This is a genomic window from Pseudomonas sp. So3.2b, assembly GCF_019464415.1.
Lineage (GTDB): Bacteria > Pseudomonadota > Gammaproteobacteria > Pseudomonadales > Pseudomonadaceae > Aquipseudomonas > Aquipseudomonas shahriarae.
This window is the reverse complement of the sequence record NZ_CP080494.1, coordinates 4,651,177-4,673,245: the sequence shown is the minus strand read 5'-3', so window position 1 is coordinate 4,673,245 and position 22,069 is coordinate 4,651,177. Positions and strand designations below refer to the sequence as shown.

Annotated in this window: 18 protein-coding genes and 1 pseudogene; 8 read left to right on the top strand and 11 right to left on the bottom strand. The window is 61.1% G+C overall.

Annotated elements, in window-relative coordinates:
- Positions 1-12: 12 nt before the first annotated feature.
- The 3 genes from K1X80_RS20855 to K1X80_RS20845 form a co-directional block, all read right to left on the bottom strand.
- Complete coding sequence (locus tag K1X80_RS20855) at positions 13-741, bottom strand: aspartate/glutamate racemase family protein (RefSeq protein ID WP_057960357.1); 729 nt, start codon at positions 739-741, stop codon at positions 13-15.
- A gap of 15 nt (positions 742-756) precedes the next feature.
- Positions 757-2,286 carry an NCS1 family nucleobase:cation symporter-1 gene (locus K1X80_RS20850; RefSeq protein ID WP_115128728.1) on the bottom strand — a complete coding sequence of 510 codons (1,530 nt, stop codon included), beginning with the start codon at positions 2,284-2,286 and terminating at the stop codon, positions 757-759.
- Between the two features lie 500 nt (positions 2,287-2,786).
- Positions 2,787-3,521, bottom strand: a complete 735-nt coding sequence (locus tag K1X80_RS20845; RefSeq protein ID WP_220172496.1) for a phosphoadenylyl-sulfate reductase — start codon at positions 3,519-3,521, stop codon at positions 2,787-2,789.
- Positions 3,522-3,675: 154 nt separating this feature from the next.
- On the opposite strand from K1X80_RS20845, the gene thrH reads away from it, so the two are divergent.
- Positions 3,676-4,293 (top strand): bifunctional phosphoserine phosphatase/homoserine phosphotransferase ThrH, encoded by a 618-nt coding sequence (gene thrH / locus K1X80_RS20840; RefSeq protein WP_057439541.1) that lies wholly within the window; start codon positions 3,676-3,678, stop codon positions 4,291-4,293.
- Positions 4,294-4,424: 131 nt separating this feature from the next.
- Here thrH and K1X80_RS20835 read toward each other — a convergent pair.
- The 5 genes and pseudogenes from K1X80_RS20835 to K1X80_RS20815 all read right to left on the bottom strand — a co-directional run.
- A pseudogene (locus tag K1X80_RS20835) lies at positions 4,425-4,592 on the bottom strand (type II toxin-antitoxin system HigA family antitoxin); the annotation flags it as partial.
- Between the two features lie 396 nt (positions 4,593-4,988).
- Complete coding sequence (pabB, locus tag K1X80_RS20830; protein WP_128592851.1) at positions 4,989-6,332, bottom strand: aminodeoxychorismate synthase component I; 1,344 nt, start codon at positions 6,330-6,332, stop codon at positions 4,989-4,991.
- A gap of 110 nt (positions 6,333-6,442) precedes the next feature.
- A complete protein-coding gene (locus K1X80_RS20825) occupies positions 6,443-7,429 on the bottom strand; it encodes an alpha-L-glutamate ligase-like protein (protein ID WP_057960353.1) in 987 nt (328 codons plus the stop codon).
- Complete coding sequence (locus K1X80_RS20820) at positions 7,429-8,961, bottom strand: inactive transglutaminase family protein (RefSeq protein WP_057960352.1); 1,533 nt, start codon at positions 8,959-8,961, stop codon at positions 7,429-7,431. Before K1X80_RS20820 ends, K1X80_RS20825 begins: the two co-directional genes overlap by 1 nt.
- A 5-nt stretch (positions 8,962-8,966) precedes the next feature.
- Positions 8,967-9,503 carry an ATP-dependent zinc protease gene (locus K1X80_RS20815; protein WP_057960351.1) on the bottom strand — a complete coding sequence of 179 codons (537 nt, stop codon included), beginning with the start codon at positions 9,501-9,503 and terminating at the stop codon, positions 8,967-8,969.
- 273 nt (positions 9,504-9,776) lie between these two features.
- Between K1X80_RS20815 and K1X80_RS20810 the strand changes: the two genes are divergently transcribed.
- The 7 genes from K1X80_RS20810 to K1X80_RS20780 all read left to right on the top strand — a co-directional run bounded on the left by K1X80_RS20810 (position 9,777) and on the right by K1X80_RS20780 (position 19,354).
- Entirely contained in the window at positions 9,777-10,487 is a 711-nt protein-coding gene (locus K1X80_RS20810; protein ID WP_057439536.1) for a GntR family transcriptional regulator, read from the top strand.
- Entirely contained in the window at positions 10,484-11,377 is an 894-nt protein-coding gene (gene prpB / locus K1X80_RS20805) for a methylisocitrate lyase (protein WP_029298299.1), read from the top strand. Before K1X80_RS20810 ends, prpB begins: the two co-directional genes overlap by 4 nt.
- Before the next feature lie 41 nt (positions 11,378-11,418).
- Positions 11,419-12,546, top strand: coding sequence for a 2-methylcitrate synthase (gene prpC / locus K1X80_RS20800; RefSeq protein ID WP_057439535.1), 1,128 nt, complete (start codon positions 11,419-11,421; stop codon positions 12,544-12,546).
- A 202-nt stretch (positions 12,547-12,748) separates the two neighbouring features.
- Complete coding sequence (gene acnD, locus K1X80_RS20795) at positions 12,749-15,343, top strand: Fe/S-dependent 2-methylisocitrate dehydratase AcnD (RefSeq protein ID WP_198792187.1); 2,595 nt, start codon at positions 12,749-12,751, stop codon at positions 15,341-15,343.
- An 11-nt stretch (positions 15,344-15,354) separates the two neighbouring features.
- Positions 15,355-16,545, top strand: coding sequence for a 2-methylaconitate cis-trans isomerase PrpF (gene prpF / locus K1X80_RS20790; RefSeq protein WP_057960349.1), 1,191 nt, complete (start codon positions 15,355-15,357; stop codon positions 16,543-16,545).
- 236 nt (positions 16,546-16,781) lie between these two features.
- Positions 16,782-18,266: a 2-methylcitrate dehydratase gene (gene prpD, locus K1X80_RS20785; protein ID WP_169989633.1), complete on the top strand. Its 1,485-nt coding sequence runs from the start codon at positions 16,782-16,784 to the stop codon at positions 18,264-18,266.
- Between the two features lie 137 nt (positions 18,267-18,403).
- Positions 18,404-19,354 (top strand): hypothetical protein, encoded by a 951-nt coding sequence (locus K1X80_RS20780; RefSeq protein WP_152987970.1) that lies wholly within the window; start codon positions 18,404-18,406, stop codon positions 19,352-19,354.
- A gap of 53 nt (positions 19,355-19,407) precedes the next feature.
- Here K1X80_RS20780 and K1X80_RS20775 read toward each other — a convergent pair whose 3' ends face one another.
- From K1X80_RS20775 to K1X80_RS20765, 3 genes are read right to left on the bottom strand one after another with little or no spacing between them, the layout of a single operon-like run.
- Positions 19,408-20,136 carry an alanyl-tRNA editing protein gene (locus K1X80_RS20775; RefSeq protein WP_057960346.1) on the bottom strand — a complete coding sequence of 243 codons (729 nt, stop codon included), beginning with the start codon at positions 20,134-20,136 and terminating at the stop codon, positions 19,408-19,410.
- Positions 20,137-20,138: 2 nt separating this feature from the next.
- Positions 20,139-21,131, bottom strand: a complete 993-nt coding sequence (locus tag K1X80_RS20770; RefSeq protein ID WP_120733866.1) for a serine O-acetyltransferase — start codon at positions 21,129-21,131, stop codon at positions 20,139-20,141.
- 23 nt (positions 21,132-21,154) lie between these two features.
- The gene (locus K1X80_RS20765) at positions 21,155-22,069 is read right to left on the bottom strand and encodes a PLP-dependent cysteine synthase family protein (protein WP_057439531.1); all 915 of its coding nucleotides are present in this window, start codon (positions 22,067-22,069) and stop codon (positions 21,155-21,157) included.

The following is a 22,069-nucleotide window of genomic DNA, read 5'->3' as shown; positions in this document are numbered from 1 at the left end:
GAGATCGGCGATTCAGCGTGCGAACCTGCCCGGCCAACCGATGATGTTCTTTGGCCGGGGTGTCCCATAGGTGCGCACCTTCGACGTCGACAACCCCAGCCTCACCAAGGATTCGGCCAGGGTTACCGCTGCAGTCACTCCATCCACCACCGGCACACCGGTGCGTTGGCGGATCTGTTCATCCAGCCCGGCCATGCCGCCGCAACCCAGGCAGATCACTTCAGCCTTGTCTTCGCTGATGGCCAGTTCGGCTTGGCGCACAATCGCTTCCATGGCCCGCAGCGGGTGTTCCTCCAACTCCAGTACCGCCATGCCGCTGGCCCGTACGGAGGCACAGCGTTCATACAGCCCGGAGAGCTTGAGCCGGTCTTCGATCAGCGGCACCGTGCGATCCAGGGTGGTGACCACTGAGTAAGCATGGCCGAGGAACATCGCGGTGCTGGCCGCGGCATCGGTGATATCCACCACTGGCACGTCCAGCAACTCCTGCAGGCCTTCGCGGCCATGCTCGCCATAACCTGCCTGGATCACCGCATCGAACGGCTGATCGTAGGCCATTACTCGGTCCATCACCGCAATGGCCGCCAGATAGCTTTCGAAATTGCCTTCCACTGATTCGGCACCAAAAAACGGCGTCAGCCCGACAATTTCGGTGCCCGCTGCCGCCACGCTGCGAGCCTGTTGGGCAATGGCTTGGGTAATGGATTCGGTGGTGTTGACGTTGACGACGAGAATGCGCATGGGATGACCTCCTGATCAATGACTGACGTTGTCGACAGCGATGCTCTCGCCGCTGATATCGGCATAAAACGGCTGACGCTTGGCGATCAGCAGATACAGCACCCCGGCAATGCCAGCGCCAAACAGCCAGGAGAACGGCGAGACGCTGGCAAACCCCGGCAACAGCGCCAGGACAATGGCAATCACCGCAGCCGGGACAAACGCCGCCACCGCCCGCAGGTTCACCCCGTGGCTGTAGTAGTAAGCGCCGTTGGGGTCTTCGCTATACAACTGCGGCACGTCGATCCGGCCCTTACGGATCAGCCAGTAGTCCACCATGATCACGCCATACAGTGGGCCCAGCAGCGCGCCCAGGCCGGAGAGGAAATACACAATCACCAGCGGGCTGTTGTAGAGGTTCCACGGCAGGATGAGCACCGCGAGGAACGCGCTGATCAGCCCGGCGCGCCGGAAGTTCAGGTACTTGGGGGCCAGGTTGCTCAGCACAAAGGCCGGGGCAACGAAGTTGGCCATGATGTTCACCGCCACGGTGACGATCAGGAATGCCAGGCAACCCAGCACCAGGAACAAGGTATTGGGAATGGCCGCGATGATCTGTGTGGGGCTTTCGATTACCTGGCCATTGAGTTGGAACTGCCCGCCGCACAGCAGCACGGTGATGATTGCGAACACCAGGATGTTCACCGGCAGGCCCCAGAAGTTGCCGACCTTGATGGTCTTGCGGCAAGGCGATGAGCGGGCGAAGTCGCAGAAATTGAGGATCAGGGTGCCGTAGATCGCCAGCCACAAGGCGCCGCCGGCAAAGATATTGCGCCACATCTCGCCACCGCTCAGGGGCTCGCGGATCGACCAGGCGATTTGGCCGTCGGCCTGGAAGTACATCCAGCCGGCCAGCGCCGCGACGGTCAGCAGGATAACGGGGCCGGCAAAGCCTTCGTAGCGTCGGACCATTTCCATGCCGTAGGCCAGAATCACCAGTTGCACAAACCAGATCATCACAAAACACGCCCAGCCCAAGGTGGACAGGCCGAGGATCGTGTTGTGGTCGTAGTCGGCAAATCCTGGATTAATCGCCACCAGCAGTACGCGAAAGACGACGGATGCGAGGTAGGTTTGAATCCCGAACCAGGCGATGGCAATCACGGCGCGGATCAACGCAGGAATTTGCGCGCCATGTATACCGAAACTTATCCGGCTGATCACCGGAAACGGCACACCGGTTTTCTGGCCCATGTAGCCGGACAGGTTCATAAAGAAATACACCAACGCCGCGCCGATCCCCAGCGACAACAAAATCTGCCAGGCACCGAGGCCCAGGGCGTACAAGCCGATGGCAAAGGAGTAGTTGGCGATGTTGTGCACATCGTTGGTCCACAGGGCGAAGATGCTGTAGCCACCCCAGCGTCGACCTTCGACTTTGGTGGGCGCCAGGTCCTTGTTGTGCAGGCGTGGGCTCAGCACCAGCGGGCCGGAGTTTGCCGCCGTGGGGTTGGCTGTGGAGGAGGGCAGATCCAGTGCAAGGTTATTGGAGAGACTTGTAGGCATGCCGGCAGGCTCCTGGCATCTGCAGCGAGCGCGAGGGTTAGGCGCGGCTAGCGTGCGGACACGAAGTGTATGTGGGTTGTTGTTTAAGTTGTATACAAAAACTCCAACTCCATAAGCCACTTGTGTGCCAGGTTTATATCTAACAAAACTGTCGCTAATTTCGTTTTTATAGGTCGATTGAGTAACCGGCTGAATTTGAAGAAATATAAATTGACCGATTGAACAAGAATTTATTTTTTGGCGGGGATATGGGGATCAAGAATGTAGGAAGTTAGCAGAAATGGGGTGTAACGTTTCGGTGCGTAAAGATTAAAGTGCACACAAAAATGGCACTGTTGGTTACGTTTGTGTGTACAGGTTTAATGGTCGCTGGAAACAAATGTGGGAGCTGGCTGGCCTGCAATGGCATCACCCCGGTATTCAATTACACCGGGGTGATGCCATTGCAGGCCAGCCAGCTCCCACACGCGCTTGTTGCGAGATTTTTCGCAGGTCAGGCTTCAGGCCTTGCTGATGATATTTCCCGCGTGCAGCCCACATTCCTTCTGGGTTGCTTCTTCCCACCACCAGCGGCCTTCACGCTCGTGCTGGTTCGGCAATACCGGCCGGGTGCAGGGTTCGCAGCCGATGCTGATAAAGCCGCGCTCATGCAGGCTGTTGTACGGCAACTCGAGCATACGGATATAACCCCAGATCTCTTCACTGGTCATTTGCGCCAGCGGGTTGAACTTGTAGAGGGTGCGCTCGGGGGTGGAGAAGGCGCTATCGACTTCCAGGGCCGCCACCTGGCTACGGGTGCCGGGGCTCTGGTCGCGGCGCTGGCCGGTGGCCCAGGCACGTACGCCGGAGAGTTTGCGGCGCAGCGGTTCGATCTTGCGCACGCCGCAGCATTCGCTATGGCCGTCCTTGTAGAAGCTGAACAGGCCCTTTTCCTTGACGAAGGGCTCCAGCTTGCTCTGGTCCGGCGAGATCAATTCGATATCGATCTTGTAGAAGTCTCGTACCTGCTCGATAAACCGGTAGGTCTCCGGGTGCAGGCGGCCGGTGTCGAGGCTGAAGACCTTGACGTTTTTGTTCAGCTTCCAGGCCATATCCACCAGCACCACATCCTCGGCACCGCTGAAGGAAATCCACAGGTCATCGCCGAACTGGCTGAACGCCAGCTTGAGGATGTCCTGGGCGGACTTGTTGGCATAGGTCGCGGCGAGTTCAGCGACGTCGAAGGCTTGGTTCATCAGGGCGGTTCCTACAGGTCAGTGGCGCTGAGCGCTCTATAGGAGTGGGATGTTAACAAAATCCGCTCTGCGTTGCGGTGGCCAGCGCGAATCGCTAGAGTTCGGCAGTCCTTTTGCTCGCTCAACTGAAAAAAAATCCAAATGGGAGTGTCTTGTGGAAATTGCCTGTCTCGACCTGGAAGGGGTGCTGGTTCCGGAAATCTGGATCGCCTTCGCTGAAAAAACCGGTATTGAATCCTTGCGGGCCACCACCCGGGACATTCCCGACTACGATGTCCTGATGAAGCAACGCCTGCGCATTCTCGACGAGCACGGCTTGAAGCTGTCGGACATCCAGGAAGTGATTGCCACCCTCAAACCGCTGGAAGGTGCGATCGAGTTCGTCGACTGGCTGCGCGAGCGCTTCCAGGTGGTGATCCTGTCGGACACCTTCTATGAGTTTTCCCAGCCGTTGATGCGTCAACTGGGCTTCCCGACCCTGCTTTGCCACCGCTTGATCACCGATGAAAATGACCGGGTGGTGAGCTATCAACTGCGCCAGAAAGACCCTAAGCGTCAGTCGGTACTGGCCTTCAAGACCCTGTACTACCGGGTAATTGCTGCAGGCGATTCCTACAACGACACCACCATGTTGGGTGAGGCGGATCGTGGGATTCTGTTCCATGCACCGGAAAATGTGATTCGCGAGTTCCCGCAATTCCCGGCGGTGCATACTTTTGAGGACTTGAAGAAAGAGTTCATCAAGGCGTCGAACCGTTCGTTGAGCCTGTAAGTTATTGGGCGAGGCTGGTTGCCTCATCGCGAGCAAGCCCGCTCCCACATTCGACCGCGTTTATCCTTTGGGAGCACGGTCGAATGAGGGAGCGGGCTTGTTTGCGATGAGGCCCTCGAAAACGCCAAAGATCAAACTCCCGCAAGCAACTGCTCATAAGGAATGCGCAAACCCTCGTGCAGGCGCTTGATCATGGCCAGGCTCAATTTGCGTTTGTGGTTCAGCACTTCCGACACGCGTCCGCTGGAGCCGATAAAGGGTTCCAGGTCACGGGCCGTCAGGCCCAGTTGGTCCACGCGCGCCAGCGCAGCGGCCAGGTCTTGCGGCGTGTAAAAGGTGGACTTCTCCCTATGGCGATACCCTTCAACCAGGGGTGTTTGGGAGTCGGTGTAAGCCGGATGATTCCCAGAACTCCCTTAAGGCGGCTCTTGCGATTAGTCGCATAAATCAAGCCTCCCAATTTGGGAGAAATTAGGTGTCGCTTCCTGGATTTGTAACTCTTCACAGGGAGCGCGATGTGTAGGAAAAGGGCTTTGTTTTAACGGTGCAAACGATAAAGCGACAGAAGCAATAAGCAGTCGACCCATGTGATCCCTCACAGACGGCCAGGTGGAGTGCCAGAGCCAGACGCTATCCCTGCGCCCTGATACTGACCACGGTGGTTCTGATTCAGGTTCTTTCCCTGGGAGGTTGGCTTACAGCCCTTCCAGTGTTTCCAGCAACACCCGCACCTTGGTCATCGACTCCTGGTACTCCGCCTGCCACTCGGAATCGGCGACGATCCCGCCGCCGCCCCAGCAACAGACCTGGCCATCCTTGACCAGCAGGCTGCGAATGGCGATGGAGCTGTCCATCTCGCCACGCACGTCCAGGTACAACAATGAACCGCAGTACAAGCCGCGCCGGGTCGGTTCCAGTTCGTCGATGATCTGCATCGCACGGATCTTCGGGGCGCCGGTGATCGAGCCGCCGGGGAAGCTGCCGGCGATCAGGTCCAGGGCGTCTTTGTCGTCGGCCAGTTCGCCGGTGACACTGCTGACCAGGTGATGCACGTTGGGGTAGCTTTCCAGGCTGAACAGCTCCGGGACCTTGACCGAGCCGGTGCGGCAGGTGCGGCCCAGGTCATTGCGCAGCAGATCGACGATCATCAGGTTCTCTGCACGATCCTTGGGGCTGGCCAGGAGTTCGGCGGCGTTGGCCGCATCCTCTTGCGGAGTCAGCCCGCGGGGGCGGGTGCCCTTGATCGGACGGGTTTCCACCTGGCGCTGGTTGACCCGCACGAAACGCTCCGGTGACAGGCTGACTACCGCGCCATCATCCGGCAGGCTCTGAAAGCCCGAGAACGGCGTCGGGCAGGCGGCGCGCAAGGCGCAGTAGGCGACCCATGGATCGCCGTTGCAGGCCGCGCGAAAGCGTTGGGCGAAGTTGACCTGGTAGCAGTCGCCGGCCTGGATGTAATCCTGGATCCGCGCCAGGGCCTGTTCATAGGCTGCGGCGCTCAGGTCTGGGGTCATCCGGGTATGCAGCTTGAAGCTGGCCGGGGTGTCGGCGGCCGGTTGGCTGAACAGGGCCAGCAGGCGCAGGCGTTCGCTTTCCGGAAGTTTGGGGTGGAACACCAATTGGCTGGTGCGCGCCTGATGGTCGCTGACCAGTGCCCAGGCGTACAGGCCAAAACGGGCATCGGGCAGGCCGATATCGTCGATAGCCTGATGCGGCAGTTGCTCCAGGTGGCGGCCAAAATCGTAGCTCAGGTAGCCGATCAAGCCGCCGGCGAACGGCAGTTCATAGGGTGCGGGCAGGCTAGCCTCACCCAGCATCTTCAGATTTTCCCGCAGCCGTTGTAAGAAATCGCTACCGCTTTCGTCCGGCCATACCGCCAGGGTTGCTTCCGGCCAGGCGCTGAGCAAGTCATAGCGACCACGCTCGGCTGCCGGTCGGCCGCTGTCCAGCAGCACGGCGCCGGGTGCATGGCGGATCGCCGCAAAATACTCGGCGGGGTTTGCCCGATAGGGCAGGGGATGTACAGAGCAGGTCGACATGCGGGGTGAATCAGCCATGGGGCGGGGAGGGGATTGTAGTCCCCTGTAGGATTTGCTCCTAGAGGGGATGTCGGGGATGGTTGGATAGAGGGCGCAGCCGCGGGGCGCTGTCAGCCTTCTACGGGTGGAATATGCCCAAACATTTCCTGGGCAAACTTCACCCGTTCTTCCGCCGTTTCTGTCACGCCCGCCGCCTTCAGCTCTTCCAGTCGAGCTTCTACGGCATGGGTACGCAAGGTCAGGCCGCAATCGTTGGCAATCTGGATATTCAACCCGGGGCGCGCATTGAGTTCGAGGATCAGCGGGCCTTTTTCCTGGTCCAGCACCATGTCTACACCGATGTAACCCAGTCCGCACAGCTCGTAGCAGCCGGCGGCGAGTTTCATGAAACCGTCCCAGTTGGGCAGTTGCACACCGTCCACCGCGTTGGTGGTGTCGGGGTGCTTGGTAATGATGTTGTTCAGCCAGGTGCCGCGCAGGGTCAGGCCGGTGGCCAGGTCCACGCCCACGCCAATCGCGCCCTGGTGCAGGTTGGCCTTGCCGCCGGACTGACGGGTCGGCAAGCGCAGCATGGCCATCACCGGGTAGCCCATCAACACGATGATGCGGATATCCGGCACGCCTTCGTAGCTGATGCTCTTGAAGATCTGGTCGGGCACCACCCGGTATTCGATCAACGCGCGGTCGCGGTGACCGCCCAGGGAATACAGGCCGGTGAGGATGCTGGAAATCTGGTGCTCGATTTCCTCGTGGCTGATGATTTTGCCGGACACCGTGCGATAGCGCCCTTCAAAACGGTCGGCGATCACCAGGATGCCGTCGCCGCCGGCGCCCTGGGCCGGCTTGATCACGAAGTCGCTACGGCCACCGATGATTTCGTCGAGCTTGTCGATTTCTTTCTCGGTGGAAATGATCCCGTACATCTCCGGCACATGGATGCCGGCCTGGATCGCCCGTTCCTTGGTGATGATTTTGTCATCGACAATCGGATACAGGCTGCGCTTGTTGTACTTGAGCACGTAGTCGGCATTACGCCGGTTGATGCCCATGATGCCCCGCGCTTCCAGGGCCTTCCAGGTCTTCCAGAACCCGAACATTACGAATCAGCCTTGAGGAAGGCTTTGAAACGCACCAGCTCGGTCAGGCGGTAGCCACGGTAGCGACCCATGGCCAGCATGAAGCCCACCAGGATCAACAGGATCGCCGGGAAGGTGAACACGAAGTAGATCAACTCCGGCACGCTCATGATCAGGTGGGCCAGGGAGGCAGCGAACAGGGTGCCAATCGCGACTTTCATCGCATGGCCGCCGCCGCGCTCTTCCCAGGTAATGGACAGGCGTTCGATGGTCATGGTCAGGATCACCATCGGGAACAGCGCCACCGACAGGCCGCGCTCCAGGCCCAGCTTGTGGCTGAACAGGCTGATGGCAGCAATCAACACCACGACAAAGGTCAGGACCACCGAGAGCCTCGGCAGCATCTGCAGTTTCAAATGCTCCAGGTACGACCGCAGGGACAGCCCCAGTGCCGTAATCACCGTAAACAGCACGATGCCAAAGCCCAACTGGGTCTCGCGGAACGCCAGGGCAATCAGCACCGGGGTGAAGGTGCCCAGGGTCTGCAGGCCGATCAGGTTACGCAGGATCAGGATCACCAGCACGCCAATCGGGATCATCACCATGATCATGAAGGTCTGCTGGGTTTGCAGCGGCAGGCCGTAGAGCGAGTATTCGAGGAAGTTGGCGTCGGTGTTCTCGTCCGTCAGCTTGGCCAGGCGGATCGCGTTCATCTCGCTGTTGTTCAGGCTGAAGGTCACGGCGGCTTTCTTGCCGCCGTCGACGGTGATCAGGTTTTCATCGCCGGTCCACCACTGCAGGCGGTCGGAGGGCAGGCCCTGTTCGCCGGTTTCCGGGTTGAAGTACAGCCAGTCGTTGCCATTGAAGCTGCGCAGCCACAGTTCTGGGGTTTGCGGTTGGTCGGCTACCAGGCGGATGGTGTGGACCTTTTCCACCGGCACGTGGGCGATGGACAGCAGCAACTCGATGATCTTGGCCTTGTGCGGCGTCGACGGATCGCCCGCCAGCAGCAGCTTGACGTTGTCATCGTTGAGGTTGTTGGTGCGCTTGATGGCTTCGCTGATAAAGGTCTCGACATCGGCCGAGTGCTGGCGGATCGGTGCCAGCAGGGCCTCGGCGGCGATTTTTTCCGGGCCTTCCACGGCGATGCTGTCGCGGAAGGTCGGCCCCTTGACCTTGACCTTTTCGCCGCTGTAGCGCTTGGTCAGCACCAGGCGGTAGTAGAGGGTCTGGTTGCCCTTGGCGCGCCGGGCCGACCAGGTGACCTTGCGGTTGCCGTCGATGCGGTTGACGCTCACCCCATAGTTATTGGAGATGAAGCTCTCATTGAGGCTGACGAAGTCGCGGCTCAGGGGCGGCACGAACATCTGGACCTTGACCGGATCCTTGGCGTTGGCCACGAACTCGACCTTGGCGTCGATGTTCCACAGGTCGTCAGTGGCGTCCTCGGTCACCGGGATGCCGAGAACCAGGATCTGATAGGCCGTGACCGAAATGCCCAGTACCACCAGGATGGCGATCAGAATCTTCAAGTGCATATTAAGAGAGCGCATTGGAATTACTCGGCGGTATGAGCGTCGGCGGCGCAGGCAGGTTTGCCTGCTGCGTATTTAAGACTGGGGTCGACCAGCGCATCAAAGCGTTTCAAGGCTTCGGAGCCAATCAGCAGCGGATATTGGAAGGCGCTGCGGTCAGTCAAGTTCACTTCGATGCTGCGTAAAGCAGTGCCCATGCAGATGTCCAGGGCAATCACCGGACGGGCGGTGTAGTTCTTGTCCTCATCGGGGTCGTAGTCGCCGGCGCGGCGCTTGATCTTGCTGACGCGGGCCAGGGGACGCTCGATGGGGTGCGAATGGGCGGTGTCGATGGCCAGGTAGAAGCGGACCCAGGACTCACCGTTGCGCTTGAAGCGCTTGATGTCCCGGGCACTCAACGACGCAGTCTTGGCGCCGGTGTCGAGCTTGGCGGCGACTTCCAGGTCAATACCCGCCAGCTTGGCGTATTCATTGAGGCCATAGACGGTCTTCTCGGCAGCGATGCCAAGGCCCGGAAACATCAGTAGGCAAAACAATAGGGGGAAGGGCTTGAGTCTCATAGATCCTGAGGCGGTGCAGTGCGATGTTTGATTCAAGGCGACTGGCATTGCTGCGCAAGCTCCCTCGTGCGCCTTTTCATCCGGGGATGTCAGGCAAATGCGGCGGGCATTCTAACATGAAGGTTTTCTGGCGCCAGCGCTGGCAGCCGGCCATGCCCTTGTAGGATGCAAGGCAGGTTATTAGACGATTGTCGACAATGTGCATTTATTCTTTGACTATCAGGGGCTGATTGGCTAGTTTTTGCGACATTGCTTTTAAAGGTGTCGACAATCATGCTGGATCAGCTGGAAATTCCGGTAGTAGGGCAGGACGATTCCCAAACGATGTCTGAGAACGTCTTCCGTCGCATCCAGGCCGCCATCGTCAAGGGCGAGATTGCCCCCGGCAGCAAGATCTCCGAGCCTGAGCTGGCGCGCACCTACGGCATCAGCCGTGGCCCGCTGCGTGAGGCGATCCACCGCCTGGAGGGCCAGCGCCTGCTGGTGCGCGTGCCCCATGTCGGCGCTCGGGTGGTGTCCCTGAGCGAGGCTGAGCTGGTGGAACTCTACGAAATCCGCGAATCCCTCGAAGGCATGGCTTGCCGCCTGGCCGCCGAGCGCATGACCGACGAAGAAATCGAGGAGCTGCGCCAAGTCCTGCATACCCACGAGCGCGATGCCGCATTCCAGGCCGGTGTGGGCTACTACCAGCAGGAAGGCGACTTCGACTTTCATTACCGGATCATTCAAGGCGCGCGTAACCGCACCCTGACCCAAATGTTGTGCGGCGAGCTGTATCAACTGGTGCGCATGTACCGCATCCAGTTCTCCGCCACCCCCAATCGTCCACGCCAGGCATTTGCCGAGCATCACCGCATTCTTGACGCGATTGCCGATCGCGACGGTGAACTGGCCGAGTTGTTGATGCGCCGCCATATCGGCGCCTCCAAACGCAATATCGCCCGTCACTTCCCCGACGGCGCCCCCTCGAGAGGTGAGTCATGAGTTCCTATAAAAACAGCACCCCCGGCCAGCGTTTCCGTGATGCGGTCGCCAGCGAACACCCCCTGCAAGTGGTCGGCGCGATCAATGCCAACCACGCGCTGCTGGCCAAGCGCGCCGGTTTCAAGGCCATTTACCTGTCTGGTGGCGGGGTCGCCGCGGGCTCCCTGGGCGTGCCGGACTTGGGCATCACCGGCCTGGATGATGTGCTGACCGATGTGCGCCGTATCACCGATGTCTGCGACCTGCCGCTGTTGGTGGACGTGGACACCGGTTTCGGCTCCTCGGCGTTCAACGTGGCGCGCACCGTCAAGTCGATGATCAAGTTCGGCGCCGCCGCGATTCATATCGAGGACCAGGTGGGGGCCAAGCGTTGCGGCCATCGCCCGAACAAAGAGATCGTGTCCCAGCAGGAAATGGTCGACCGTATCAAGGCCGCCGTGGATGCCCGGACCGATGACAGCTTCGTGATCATGGCGCGTACCGACGCCCTGGCCGTGGAAGGCCTGGAGTCCGCCCTGGAACGTGCCGCCGCGTGCATCGAGGCCGGTGCCGACATGGTGTTCCCGGAAGCCATCACCGAGCTTGAGATGTACAAGCTGTTCGCTTCGCGGGTCAAAGCCCCGATCCTGGCCAACATCACGGAATTCGGCGCGACCCCGCTGTACACCACCGAACAGTTGAAATCTGCCGATGTTTCCATCGTGCTGTACCCGCTGTCGGCTTTCCGCGCCATGAACAAGGCCGCCGAGAACGTCTACACCGCGATCCGTCGCGACGGCACCCAACAGAACGTGATCGACACCATGCAAACCCGCATGGAGCTTTACGATCGCATCGACTACCACACCTTCGAGCAGAAGCTCGACGCGCTGTTCGCCGCCAAGAAGTAAGCGCAGCGCCTCCCAGATAACTACAAAATTGGAGAAGAACCATGGCTGAAGCAAAAGTACTGAGTGGCGCCGGCCTGCGTGGCCAGGTGGCCGGGCAGACGGCACTGTCCACCGTGGGCCAGGCCGGTGCCGGCCTGACCTATCGCGGCTACGACGTGCGTGAACTGGCCGCCGACGCGCAGTTTGAAGAAGTCGCCTACCTGCTGTTGTACGGCGAATTGCCGAGCAAGGCCGAGCTGGCGGCCTACAGCGCCAAGCTGAGCAAGCTGCGTGACCTGCCCCAGGCGCTCAAGGAAGTGCTGGAACGCATCCCTGCCGACGCCCACCCGATGGACGTGATGCGCACCGGTTGCTCGTTCCTCGGCAATATCGAACCGGAAAAAGACTTCAGCGTGCAACGCGATGTCACTGACCGTCTGCTGGCCGCGTTCCCGGCGATCATGTGCTACTGGTACCGCTTCAGCCACGACGGCAAGCGCATCGACTGCGTGACCGACGAGCCGAGCATCGGCGGGCATTTCCTGCACCTGCTGCACGGCAAGAAGCCGAGCGAGCTGCATGAAAAAGTCATGAACGTGTCGCTGATCCTCTACGCCGAGCACGAATTCAACGCCTCGACCTTCACCGCTCGTGTGTGTGCCTCGACCCTGTCCGACCTGTATTCCTGCGTCACCGCCGCCATCGGCTCGCTGCGCGGCCCGCTGCATGGCGGTGCCAACGAAGCGGCGATGGAAATGATCGAGCGTTTCTCCTCGGCCGAAGACGCCGTGAAAGGCACCCTCGGCATGCTGGAACGCAAGGACAAGATCATGGGCTTTGGCCACGCGATCTATAAAGACAACGACCCGCGCAATGAAGTGATCAAGGGCTGGTCGAAAAAACTCGCCGATGAAGTGGGCGACAAGGTGCTGTTCCCGGTCTCCGAAGCCATCGACAAGACCATGTGGGAACAGAAGAAACTGTTCCCCAACGCCGACTTCTACCATGCCTCGGCGTACCACTTCATGGGCATCCCGACCAAGCTGTTCACCCCGATCTTCGTCTGCTCACGCCTGACCGGCTGGGCGGCGCATGTGTTTGAGCAGCGCGCCAACAACCGCATCATCCGTCCAAGCGCCGAGTACATCGGCGTCGAGCAGCGCAAGTTCGTGCCAATCGAACGTCGCTGAATGAGGAGACCGACAATCCCGAATTGGTAGCCGAATCAAAAGTGTGGGAGCGGGCTTGCTCGCGAATGCGGGGTAGCAGTCACTGAATGTGTTGAATGACACACCACATTCGCGAGCAAGCCCGCTCCCACATTTTGACCTCATTCCAATTCTGGGGCGGCACAGGTCTTCCTTTTGTAACTACCGTGACCGAGTCCTGACGATGAACACTGAATTTCGCAAATCGCTCCCCGGCAGCCGCCTGGATTACTTCGACGCCCGTGCGGCTGTCGAGGCCATCACCCCCGGTGCCTACGCCACGCTGCCTTACACCTCCCGCGTGCTCGCCGAAAACCTGGTGCGTCGCTGCGACCCGGCGACCCTCAACGCTTCCCTGAGCCAATTGATCGAGCGCAAGCGCGACCTCGACTTCCCCTGGTTCCCGGCCCGGGTGGTATGCCATGACATCCTCGGCCAGACCGCCCTGGTAGACCTCGCCGGCCTGCGTGACGCCATCGCCCTGCAAGGCGGCGACCCGGCCAAGGTCAACCCGGTGGTGCCGACCCAACTGATCGTCGACCACTCCCTGGCCGTCGAGGCCGGAGGTTTTGACCCGCAGGCCTTCGAGAAAAACCGCGCCATTGAAGACCGCCGCAATGAAGACCGTTTCCACTTTATCGAGTGGACCAAAAAGGCTTTCAAAAACGTCGATGTGATCCCGCCGGGCAACGGCATCATGCACCAGATCAACCTGGAGAAAATGTCCCCGGTGATCCAGGTGCGTGACGGCGTGGCCTTCCCGGATACCTGCGTCGGCACCGACAGCCACACCCCCCACGTTGACGCCCTGGGCGTAATCGCCATCGGCGTCGGCGGCCTGGAAGCCGAGAGTGTGATGCTTGGCCGCGCGTCGTGGATGCGCCTGCCGGAAAGCGTTGGCGTCGAACTGACGGGCAAGCTGCAACCGGGCATCACCGCCACCGACATGGTGCTGGCCCTGACCGAGTTCCTGCGCCAGCAGAAAGTTGTCGGTGCCTGGCTGGAGTTCTTCGGCGAAGGCGCCTCAGCCCTGACCCTGGGCGACCGGGCCACCATCTCCAACATGGCTCCGGAATACGGCGCCACGGCGGCGATGTTCTACATCGACGCGCAGACCATCGCTTACCTCAAGCTCACCGGGCGTGAAGACGAACAAGTCGCCCTGGTCGAGCAGTATGCGCGGCACACCGGCCTGTGGGCCGATGACCTCAAGGGCGCGCAATACGAGCGTGGCCTGAGCTTCGACCTGTCCAGCGTCGTGCGCAATATGGCCGGCCCGAGCAACCCGCACGCCCGCGTGGCCACCAGCGACCTGGCGGCCAAGGGCATTTCCGGGCAATGGGATGACGTGCCGGGGCAAATGCCCGACGGCGCGGTGATCATCGCCGCCATCACCAGTTGCACCAACACCAGCAACCCACGCAACGTGATCGCCGCCGGCCTGCTGGCGCGCAATGCCAACAAGCTTGGGTTGGCCCGCAAGCCGTGGGTCAAGTCGTCCCTGGCGCCGGGTTCGAAAACCGTGGCCATGTACCTCGACGAAGCCGGGCTGACCAGCGAGTTGGAGCAGCTGGGTTTTGGCGTCGTGGCCTTCGCTTGCACCACTTGCAATGGCATGTCCGGTGCACTCGATCCGGTGATCCAGCAAGAAATCATCGACCGCGACCTGTACGCCACCGCCGTGCTCTCGGGTAACCGCAACTTCGACGGGCGCATCCACCCGTACGCCAAGCAGGCATTCCTGGCTTCGCCACCGCTGGTGGTGGCCTATGCGATTGCCGGTACCATCCGCTTCGATATCGAGAAGGACGTGCTGGGCCTGGACGCCACCGGCAAGGAAATCCGCCTGCAGGACATCTGGCCGAGCGATGAAGAAATCGACGCAGTGGTCAAGGCCTCGGTCAAGCCGGAGCAGTTCCGCCAGGTCTACATCCCGATGTTTGCGATCCACGAGGACACCGGCCCGAAAGTCACGCCGCTGTACGACTGGCGCCCGCAGAGCACCTACATCCGCCGCCCGCCGTACTGGGAAGGCGCCCTGGCCGGTGCGCGTCCGCTCAAGGGCATGCGCCCGCTGGCGGTGCTGCCGGACAACATCACCACTGACCACCTGTCGCCGTCCAACGCGATCATGCTCGACAGCGCCGCCGGCGAATACCTGGCGAAAATGGGCCTGCCGGAAGTCGACTTCAACTCGTATGCAACGCACCGCGGCGACCACCTGACCGCCCAGCGCGCGACCTTTGCCAACCCCAAGCTGTTCAATGAAATGGTCCAGGAAAACGGCAAGGTCAAGCAGGGTTCCCTGGCGCGCATCGAGCCGGAAGGCAAGGTCACACGGATGTGGGAAGCCATCGAAACCTACATGGAGCGCAAGCAGCCGCTGATCATCATTGCCGGCGCCGACTACGGCCAGGGTTCGTCCCGCGACTGGGCGGCCAAGGGCGTGCGCCTGGCGGGTGTGGAAGCGATTGCCGCCGAAGGCTTCGAACGCATCCACCGCACCAACCTGGTGGGCATGGGCGTGCTGCCCCTGGAATTTTTGCCGGGTACTGACCGCAAGACCCTGCAGATTGATGGCAGCGAAACCTATGACGTGATCGGCGAGCGCACCCCGCGTGCGCAGTTGACCCTGGTGATCAACCGCAAGAATGGCGAGCGTGTCGAAGTGCCGGTGACCTGCCGCCTGGACACCGCTGAAGAAGTGTCGATCTACGAGGCGGGCGGCGTGTTGCAGCGTTTTGCCCAGGACTTCCTGGAATCGGCGGCGACCGCCTGAAGAGGATAACCATGACACACGTAGCGCAAATCAAGATCGCCGCCACCTACATGCGTGGCGGCACCAGCAAGGGCGTGTTTTTCAACCTCAAGGACCTGCCCGAATCGGCCCAGGTCCCGGGTGCGGCGCGCGATGCCTTGCTGCTGCGGGTGATCGGCAGCCCCGATCCCTATGACAAACAGATCGACGGCATGGGCGGTGCCACCTCGAGTACCAGCAAAACCGTGATCCTCGCCAAGAGCACCCGCGCCGAGCATGACGTGGACTACCTGTTTGGCCAGGTCTCCATCGACAAGCCGTTCGTAGACTGGAGCGGCAACTGCGGCAACCTGTCAGCGGCGGTCGGCTCGTTTGCCATCAGCAGCGGCCTGGTGGATGCGGCCCGCATTCCCCACAACGGCGTGGCCGTGGTGCGGGTCTGGCAGGCGAATATCGGCAAGACCATCATCGCCCATGTGCCCGTCACCAACGGCGCGGTGCAGGAAACCGGCGACTTCGAGCTGGATGGTGTGACCTTCCCGGCGGCGGAAGTGCAACTGGAGTTCATGGACCCGGCAGCGGAAGAAGAGGGCGGCGGCGGTTCGATGTTCCCTACCGGCAACCTGGTCGACGACTTGGAAGTACCGGGTGTCGGCACCTTCAAGGCGACGCTGATCAACGCCGGGATCCCGACGATTTTTATCAACGCCGAAGACCTCGGCTACACCGGCACCGAGCTGCAAGGCGCGATCAATAGCGATCCCAAAGCCCTGGCCATGTTCGAGCAGGTACGGGCCTATGGTGCATTGCGCATGGGCCTGATCAAGCACCTGGACGAAGCGGCCCAGCGCCAGCACACGCCGAAGGTGGCGTTTGTGGCCAAGCCTGCGGATTACCTGGCCTCCAGTGGCAAGGCGATCAAGGCCGGCGATGTGGATCTGCTGGTGCGCGCGCTGTCCATGGGCAAGCTGCACCACGCGATGATGGGGACGGCGGCGGTGGCGATTGGCACGGCGGCGGCGATTTCCGGAACCCTGGTCAACCTCGCGGCGGGCGGTGTGGAACGCAACGCCGTGCGCTTCGGGCATCCGTCCGGCACCTTGCGCGTGGGCGCCGAAGCCAGCCAGGTCAACGGCGAATGGGTGGTAAAGAAAGCCATCATGAGCCGCAGTGCGCGGGTCTTGATGGAAGGCTACGTGCGCGTGCCCGGCGACGCATTCTAAAGCTCTGCGCCGGCCCCGATATGTGAGCGGGCTTGTGTGGGAGCGGGCTTGCCCGCGAGAGCGGCGTGTCAGTCACGCAGATACCAACTGATCCAGCGCTATCGCGGGCAAGCCCGCTCCCACAAGGGGGCGGCGGCCTCTGGATTTATGTACGAGAGCAGGCATTCAGACCTGCCACAAACCACCCACCCTGAGCCTGAGGAAGGAACACACCCAACCCATTTTGGAGTACTGCCATGAGCGCCAACGTCGACCAGAACAACCGCCCCGACTACGACCCGGTTTTGCAGGACATTGCCGATTACGTCCTCAACTACCGCATCGACTCCCCGGATGCCCTGGACACCGCCCGCAACTGCCTGATGGACACCCTCGGTTGTGGCCTGCTGGCCCTGCGTTTTCCCGAGTGCACCAAGCATTTGGGACCGATCGTCGAAGGCACAGTGGTGCCGTTCGGTGCGCGGGTGCCGGGTACGTCCTATCGCCTGGACCCGGTCAAGGCCGCGTGGGACATCGGCTGCATCGTGCGTTGGCTCGATTACAACGACACCTGGCTCGCCGCCGAATGGGGCCATCCTTCGGATAACCTCGGTGGCATTCTCGCCGTCGCTGATCACCTGTCGCAAAAACGCGTGGCCCATGGCGAGGCGCCGCTGACCGTGCGCGCGGTGCTGGAAGCGATGATCATGGCCCACGAAATCCAGGGTGTGATTGCCCTGGAAAACTCCTTCAACCGCGTCGGTCTTGACCATGTGCTGTTGGTGAAAGTGGCCTCCACTGCGGTCTGTGCCAAGTTGATGGGGGCCAACCGCGAACAGATGCTGTCGGCACTGTCTCATGCCTTTGTCGATGGTCAGGCCTTGCGGACCTACCGGCATGCGCCAAACGCCGGGTCACGCAAATCCTGGGCGGCGGGGGATGCATCCAGTCGTGGTGTACGTCTGGCGGATATCGCTCTGCGTGGCGAGATGGGCATCCCCGGCGTGCTGAGCGCACCGCAGTGGGGCTTCTACGACGTGTTGTTCAGTCACACCAACAAGGACCTGGCCCTCAAGCCTGAGGACAAGCGCGCATTCAGTTTGCCCCAGCCCTATGGCACTTATGTGATGGAAAACGTGCTGTTCAAGATCAGCTTTCCTGCAGAGTTCCACGCCCAGACCGCCTGTGAAGCTGCTGTCACCTTGCACCCGCAGGTCAGGCACCGCTTGCACGAGATCGAGCGCATCGTGATCACCACCCACGAGTCGGCCATTCGCATCATTTCCAAGGTCGGCCCACTGGCCAATGCGGCCGACCGCGACCATTGCCTGCAATACATGACAGCCGTGCCCCTGGCGTTTGGCAACCTGGTCGCCGAGCAGTACGAAGATGAGTTCCATACAGCGCACCCGATCATTGATGAGTTGCGCGGCAAAATGGAAATCGTCGAAGATCCACGCTACAGCCGCGAGTACCTGGAAGCGGACAAGCGTTCCATTGCCAACGCGGTGCAGGTGTTCTTCACCGATGGTTCGAGCACCGAGCAGGTCGCGGTGGAATACCCGATTGGCCATCGTCGGCGCCGGGCGGATGGCATTCCTTTGCTGGAAGACAAGTTCAAGGCCAACCTGGGGACACGCTTCCCCGCGCAGCGCAGCGCCGAGATTTTTGCACTGTGCAAGGATCAGGCACGGCTTGAAGCGACGCCGGTGAACCGGTTTGTGGATTTGTGGGTGATATGAGGGCGTCGGGCGGCGAGTTGTGAAGTGGACATACTTTGCTATTCGTACGCCCGACATCGCCGGAACCTTATTCCGATAATGACCAATCAGATAGCCAGATGACCTGTTTTTGCCGGGGCATCCGGGATGCAATGCCCGTGAATCAACTACCTGAATCTGAGAGGTCCACTATGACGAGCGTAAGTCATTCGCAGTACGCACCCAGCCAGCCCTATGAAATGCCTCCCAAACCAGCGTCCGTGCAGAACGAAGGCCGTGCTGAAACGGATGCCCCGCCCGGCGCGCAAGCAGATTCAACTCCACCCCGCCCACCGATGACTGCGCAGCAGCGTGGGCAGTTTGCGGCACATAAAGGCCTGGTCAATGCACCGTCATCCAATGCCAGTACTAACTCGCCTCAACTGGCGCAGCTCTCCCAGGAAAACAACCAGCTGCGTGACAGTCTTAACCAGTTGGTTGCCCACTTCACGCCGATAATCACTGAGCTTGAACAGCAGATAGCAAACCTGGGGCAGCAAGCCGGCATGATGGAGAGCCCTGCAAAAGGGGGCGCCCCATCGAAACAAGATGCCAGTGGCCGCGCAGAAGCAGGGCAGGGCAAAGTGCCGCCTGAAGCCAGTGCTCGCGCAGACAACAACACGCCGGTGTCGGGGTCGGAGGCACCTCGTAGCCTCGAGCAACTGACTGCTGAAAATGACCAACTGCGCGAGACGATTGAGCGCCTGCAAACCCAGTTCACGGCGGTGGTAACTAAGCTGCAAGAGCAGATCCAGGCGTTGACCCAGAAAATGGGGGGGGCAGATGCCTCCGCAAACGAAGCCCCTGCCGCAGGTCCGAAGACTGACAGCAATGCCCCGTCGGCCCCCACATCGGCTGAGCAAGCGCCCGGTGCCAAGGACGCTCCAGCAGCGGCTCAGCCCCATGAGCCAACGCCACCGGCGAACCGCAGCGCTGACGATCTCATGCGCGACAACCAGCAACTGCGCGCACGTATAGATCAAATGATGACTGAGTTCACCCAGGTGATTACCCAACTGCAACAGCAAGTCCAGCAATTGAGTGCCCAGATCAAAGCCCAGGCGAAGTAAAGGCAAGCGTGCCAATAGGGGCGTTTACCCCCCCCCGTTGGCAGCTTGACGCTTCACTCGAACCGCAAGATCACCCGCCGGTTGTGCTTGCTTTTTTTCTCGATTTTCTCGCAGAACACCCGGCCGATTTCTTCGGTGTTGACCACATGGGTGCCGCCACACGGCTGGATATCAATGCCGGCAATTTCAATCACCCGCACCGCGCCCTGGATCACCGGGGGCGCGACCGCCTGGGTGCGGGTGATCTGCAACAGGGTGGAGTATTCGGACGCCGGCATCGACAGCGACTTGACCTCATGGGCCTGCTCGATCAAGGCATTGAGGTCGCGGGTGATGCTCTCCTTGTCCAGGGTCATTTCCGGTAGGTCGAAATCCAGGCGGCCCTTGTCGGCGCTGATGCTGCAACCGGTCACCGGCGCGTCGATGATCGAGCACAGCAGATGCAGGCAGGTGTGCATCTTCATGTGCTGGTAGCGCCGTTCCCAGTCCAGGCCGGCGTCTACCTGTGCGCCTGCGCGCAATGACTCGGGGCAGTGGTCCACTTGATGCCAGATGATCGAGCGCAGTACCGGGTCGCGCACAGTCCCGGTCACGTTGACTCGGCTGCCGTCCGCCAGAGTGAAGTAACCGGTGTCTCCGGGCTGGCCACCCCCGGTGGGGTAGAACAGGGTGTGCTCCAGGGCCACGCCCTGTTCGCTGACGGCAATCACGCGGGCGCTGAAGGCGTTCTGGTAAGGCGCGCTGTCAAACAGCGCCAGGGTTTCCATAGTGTGTACGGACATGTTCATCCTCCAACGATCAGTGGGCTGGTTTGCAGCAGGCGCCGCACCATTGCGCTCAACCCGGGTGGGGAGAGCAGGGTGACTTCGAACTTCGCCCCGCACACCTTCAGGTTCAGGGGCAGGCGCGGGGGATAGGTGGGGGCCTGCAGCGTACGCAGGCGAAACTGCAGGTGATGACGCTCCTTGACCGTGGGCTCCAGCACCACGCCGGACAATGGATGGAAGTCGGCATCCAGCAGCGTGACCCGGTGGCTGATGTCGACTTCACCGACCACATGCAGGCGCTCGTCGAGGGCAAAGGCTCCGAGGTAGTTGCTGGCGTCCGATTCGTCGTTTTTCTGCAACTGGATCTGGTTGACCACCTTGACCTTGGTGCCTGCGGGCACGTCCTGGGTGATGACACAGGAGGGGCTGATAAACACGTTGTCGCCGATCAGCACATACCCGAGCACCCTGGCGCCTGCGCCGACTTCCACGTTATTGCCCAGGCGCGGGTGGCGCTTGCCGTCCGGGTTGTTGGCGATGCCCCGGGCGCCCAGGGTCACGCCACACAGGATGTAGCAGTCATTGCCGATCTCGCAGGTTTCGCCGATTACCGTGCCAAAGCCATGATCCAGCACAAAGCGCCGGCCAATGCGGGCGGCCGGGTGGATTTCGGCGCCGGACAGGAGCTTGCCCTGGTTGCTCAAAGTCAGCGCAATGGCGCAGAACTGGCCGTGGGCCGGGTCGGGAAGGTTCCAGACACAATGCGCCAGCCGGTAATACAGCACGGCCTTGAACGAGGCGTAGGACTCCAGGATCAGTTCACCCCGGCCGCGGGACGCCGGATCGCGCCAGGCGTAGGCGATCAGGTCCTCGGCCACTTCCTGCGCCGCTGGCTGGATCAACTCCGCCAGGTGTGGCTGCAACTGTGCCATCTGCGCTGGCGACAGGGTGGCGATGAGGTGGGTCAGCAACTCATCGTGCAGCTGTTGCATGTCGATAAAGCCTCCCATGGAAGGCACCCCCGTAATTGTCGTTATTCGAAACAGGGCAGATAACTGTCGGCGCTGTCGTACACCATGGTCAGGACGACGGTGTCGGTGGGCAGTTCCGGGGCGAGCTTGGCGATGGCCACCATATTGGCGGCCGACGACAGTCCCAGGCTGATGGCGTCGGTACGCATGATGCGCTTCATCATTTCCAGGCAGTCGAGGCGCGAGACCTTGAGCATGCCGTCCAGCACATTCAGGTTGAGAATGCTCGGGATCAAGCCGATGGACAGGCCCTGGATATGGTGCGGCGCATGGCGGTCGCTGAGCAGGTCGCACTCCTCGGGTTCTACACCCATCACGCGGATCTGCGGCCAGGCGGCCTTGAGGGTTTCACCGATCCCGGTGATATGGCCCCCGGTGCCGATACCGCTGACGAAGTAGTCGACCTGGCGCTCGCCAAAGGCGCGGATGATTTCCGGGGCGGTGGTGTCGCGATGGGTCTGGGGGTTGGCGCCGTTGCGTTGCTGGTTGAGCATGACGAAGCTGGGGTTTTCCAGCTGCAGCTCCATGCACTTTTCGCCATGGGAGTTATTGCCCAGGCGGCTGTCCGACAGCACCACCTTGGCCCCATACAGGCGCAGCAGCTTTTGCTTTTCGGGGCTGTAGTTGTCGGGAATCACCAGCACCACTTTGTAGCCCAGCACATTGCCGGCCATCACCAGGCCGATGCCAGTGTTGCCCCCGCTGGGTTCGATGATGGTTTGCCCTGAGTTACGAATCAGGATGCCCCGGCGCTCGGCGTCGAGGATCATGCCCAGGGCAATCCGTGCCTTGTGGCTACCGCCCGGGTTCAGGGATTCAAGCTTGGCGAAGACCTCGATGCCGAGGTCTTCGGAGAATTGTTCCAGGCGCACGATGGGCGTTTGGCCGATGGCGTCGAGTATGGAGTTGTGCAGCAT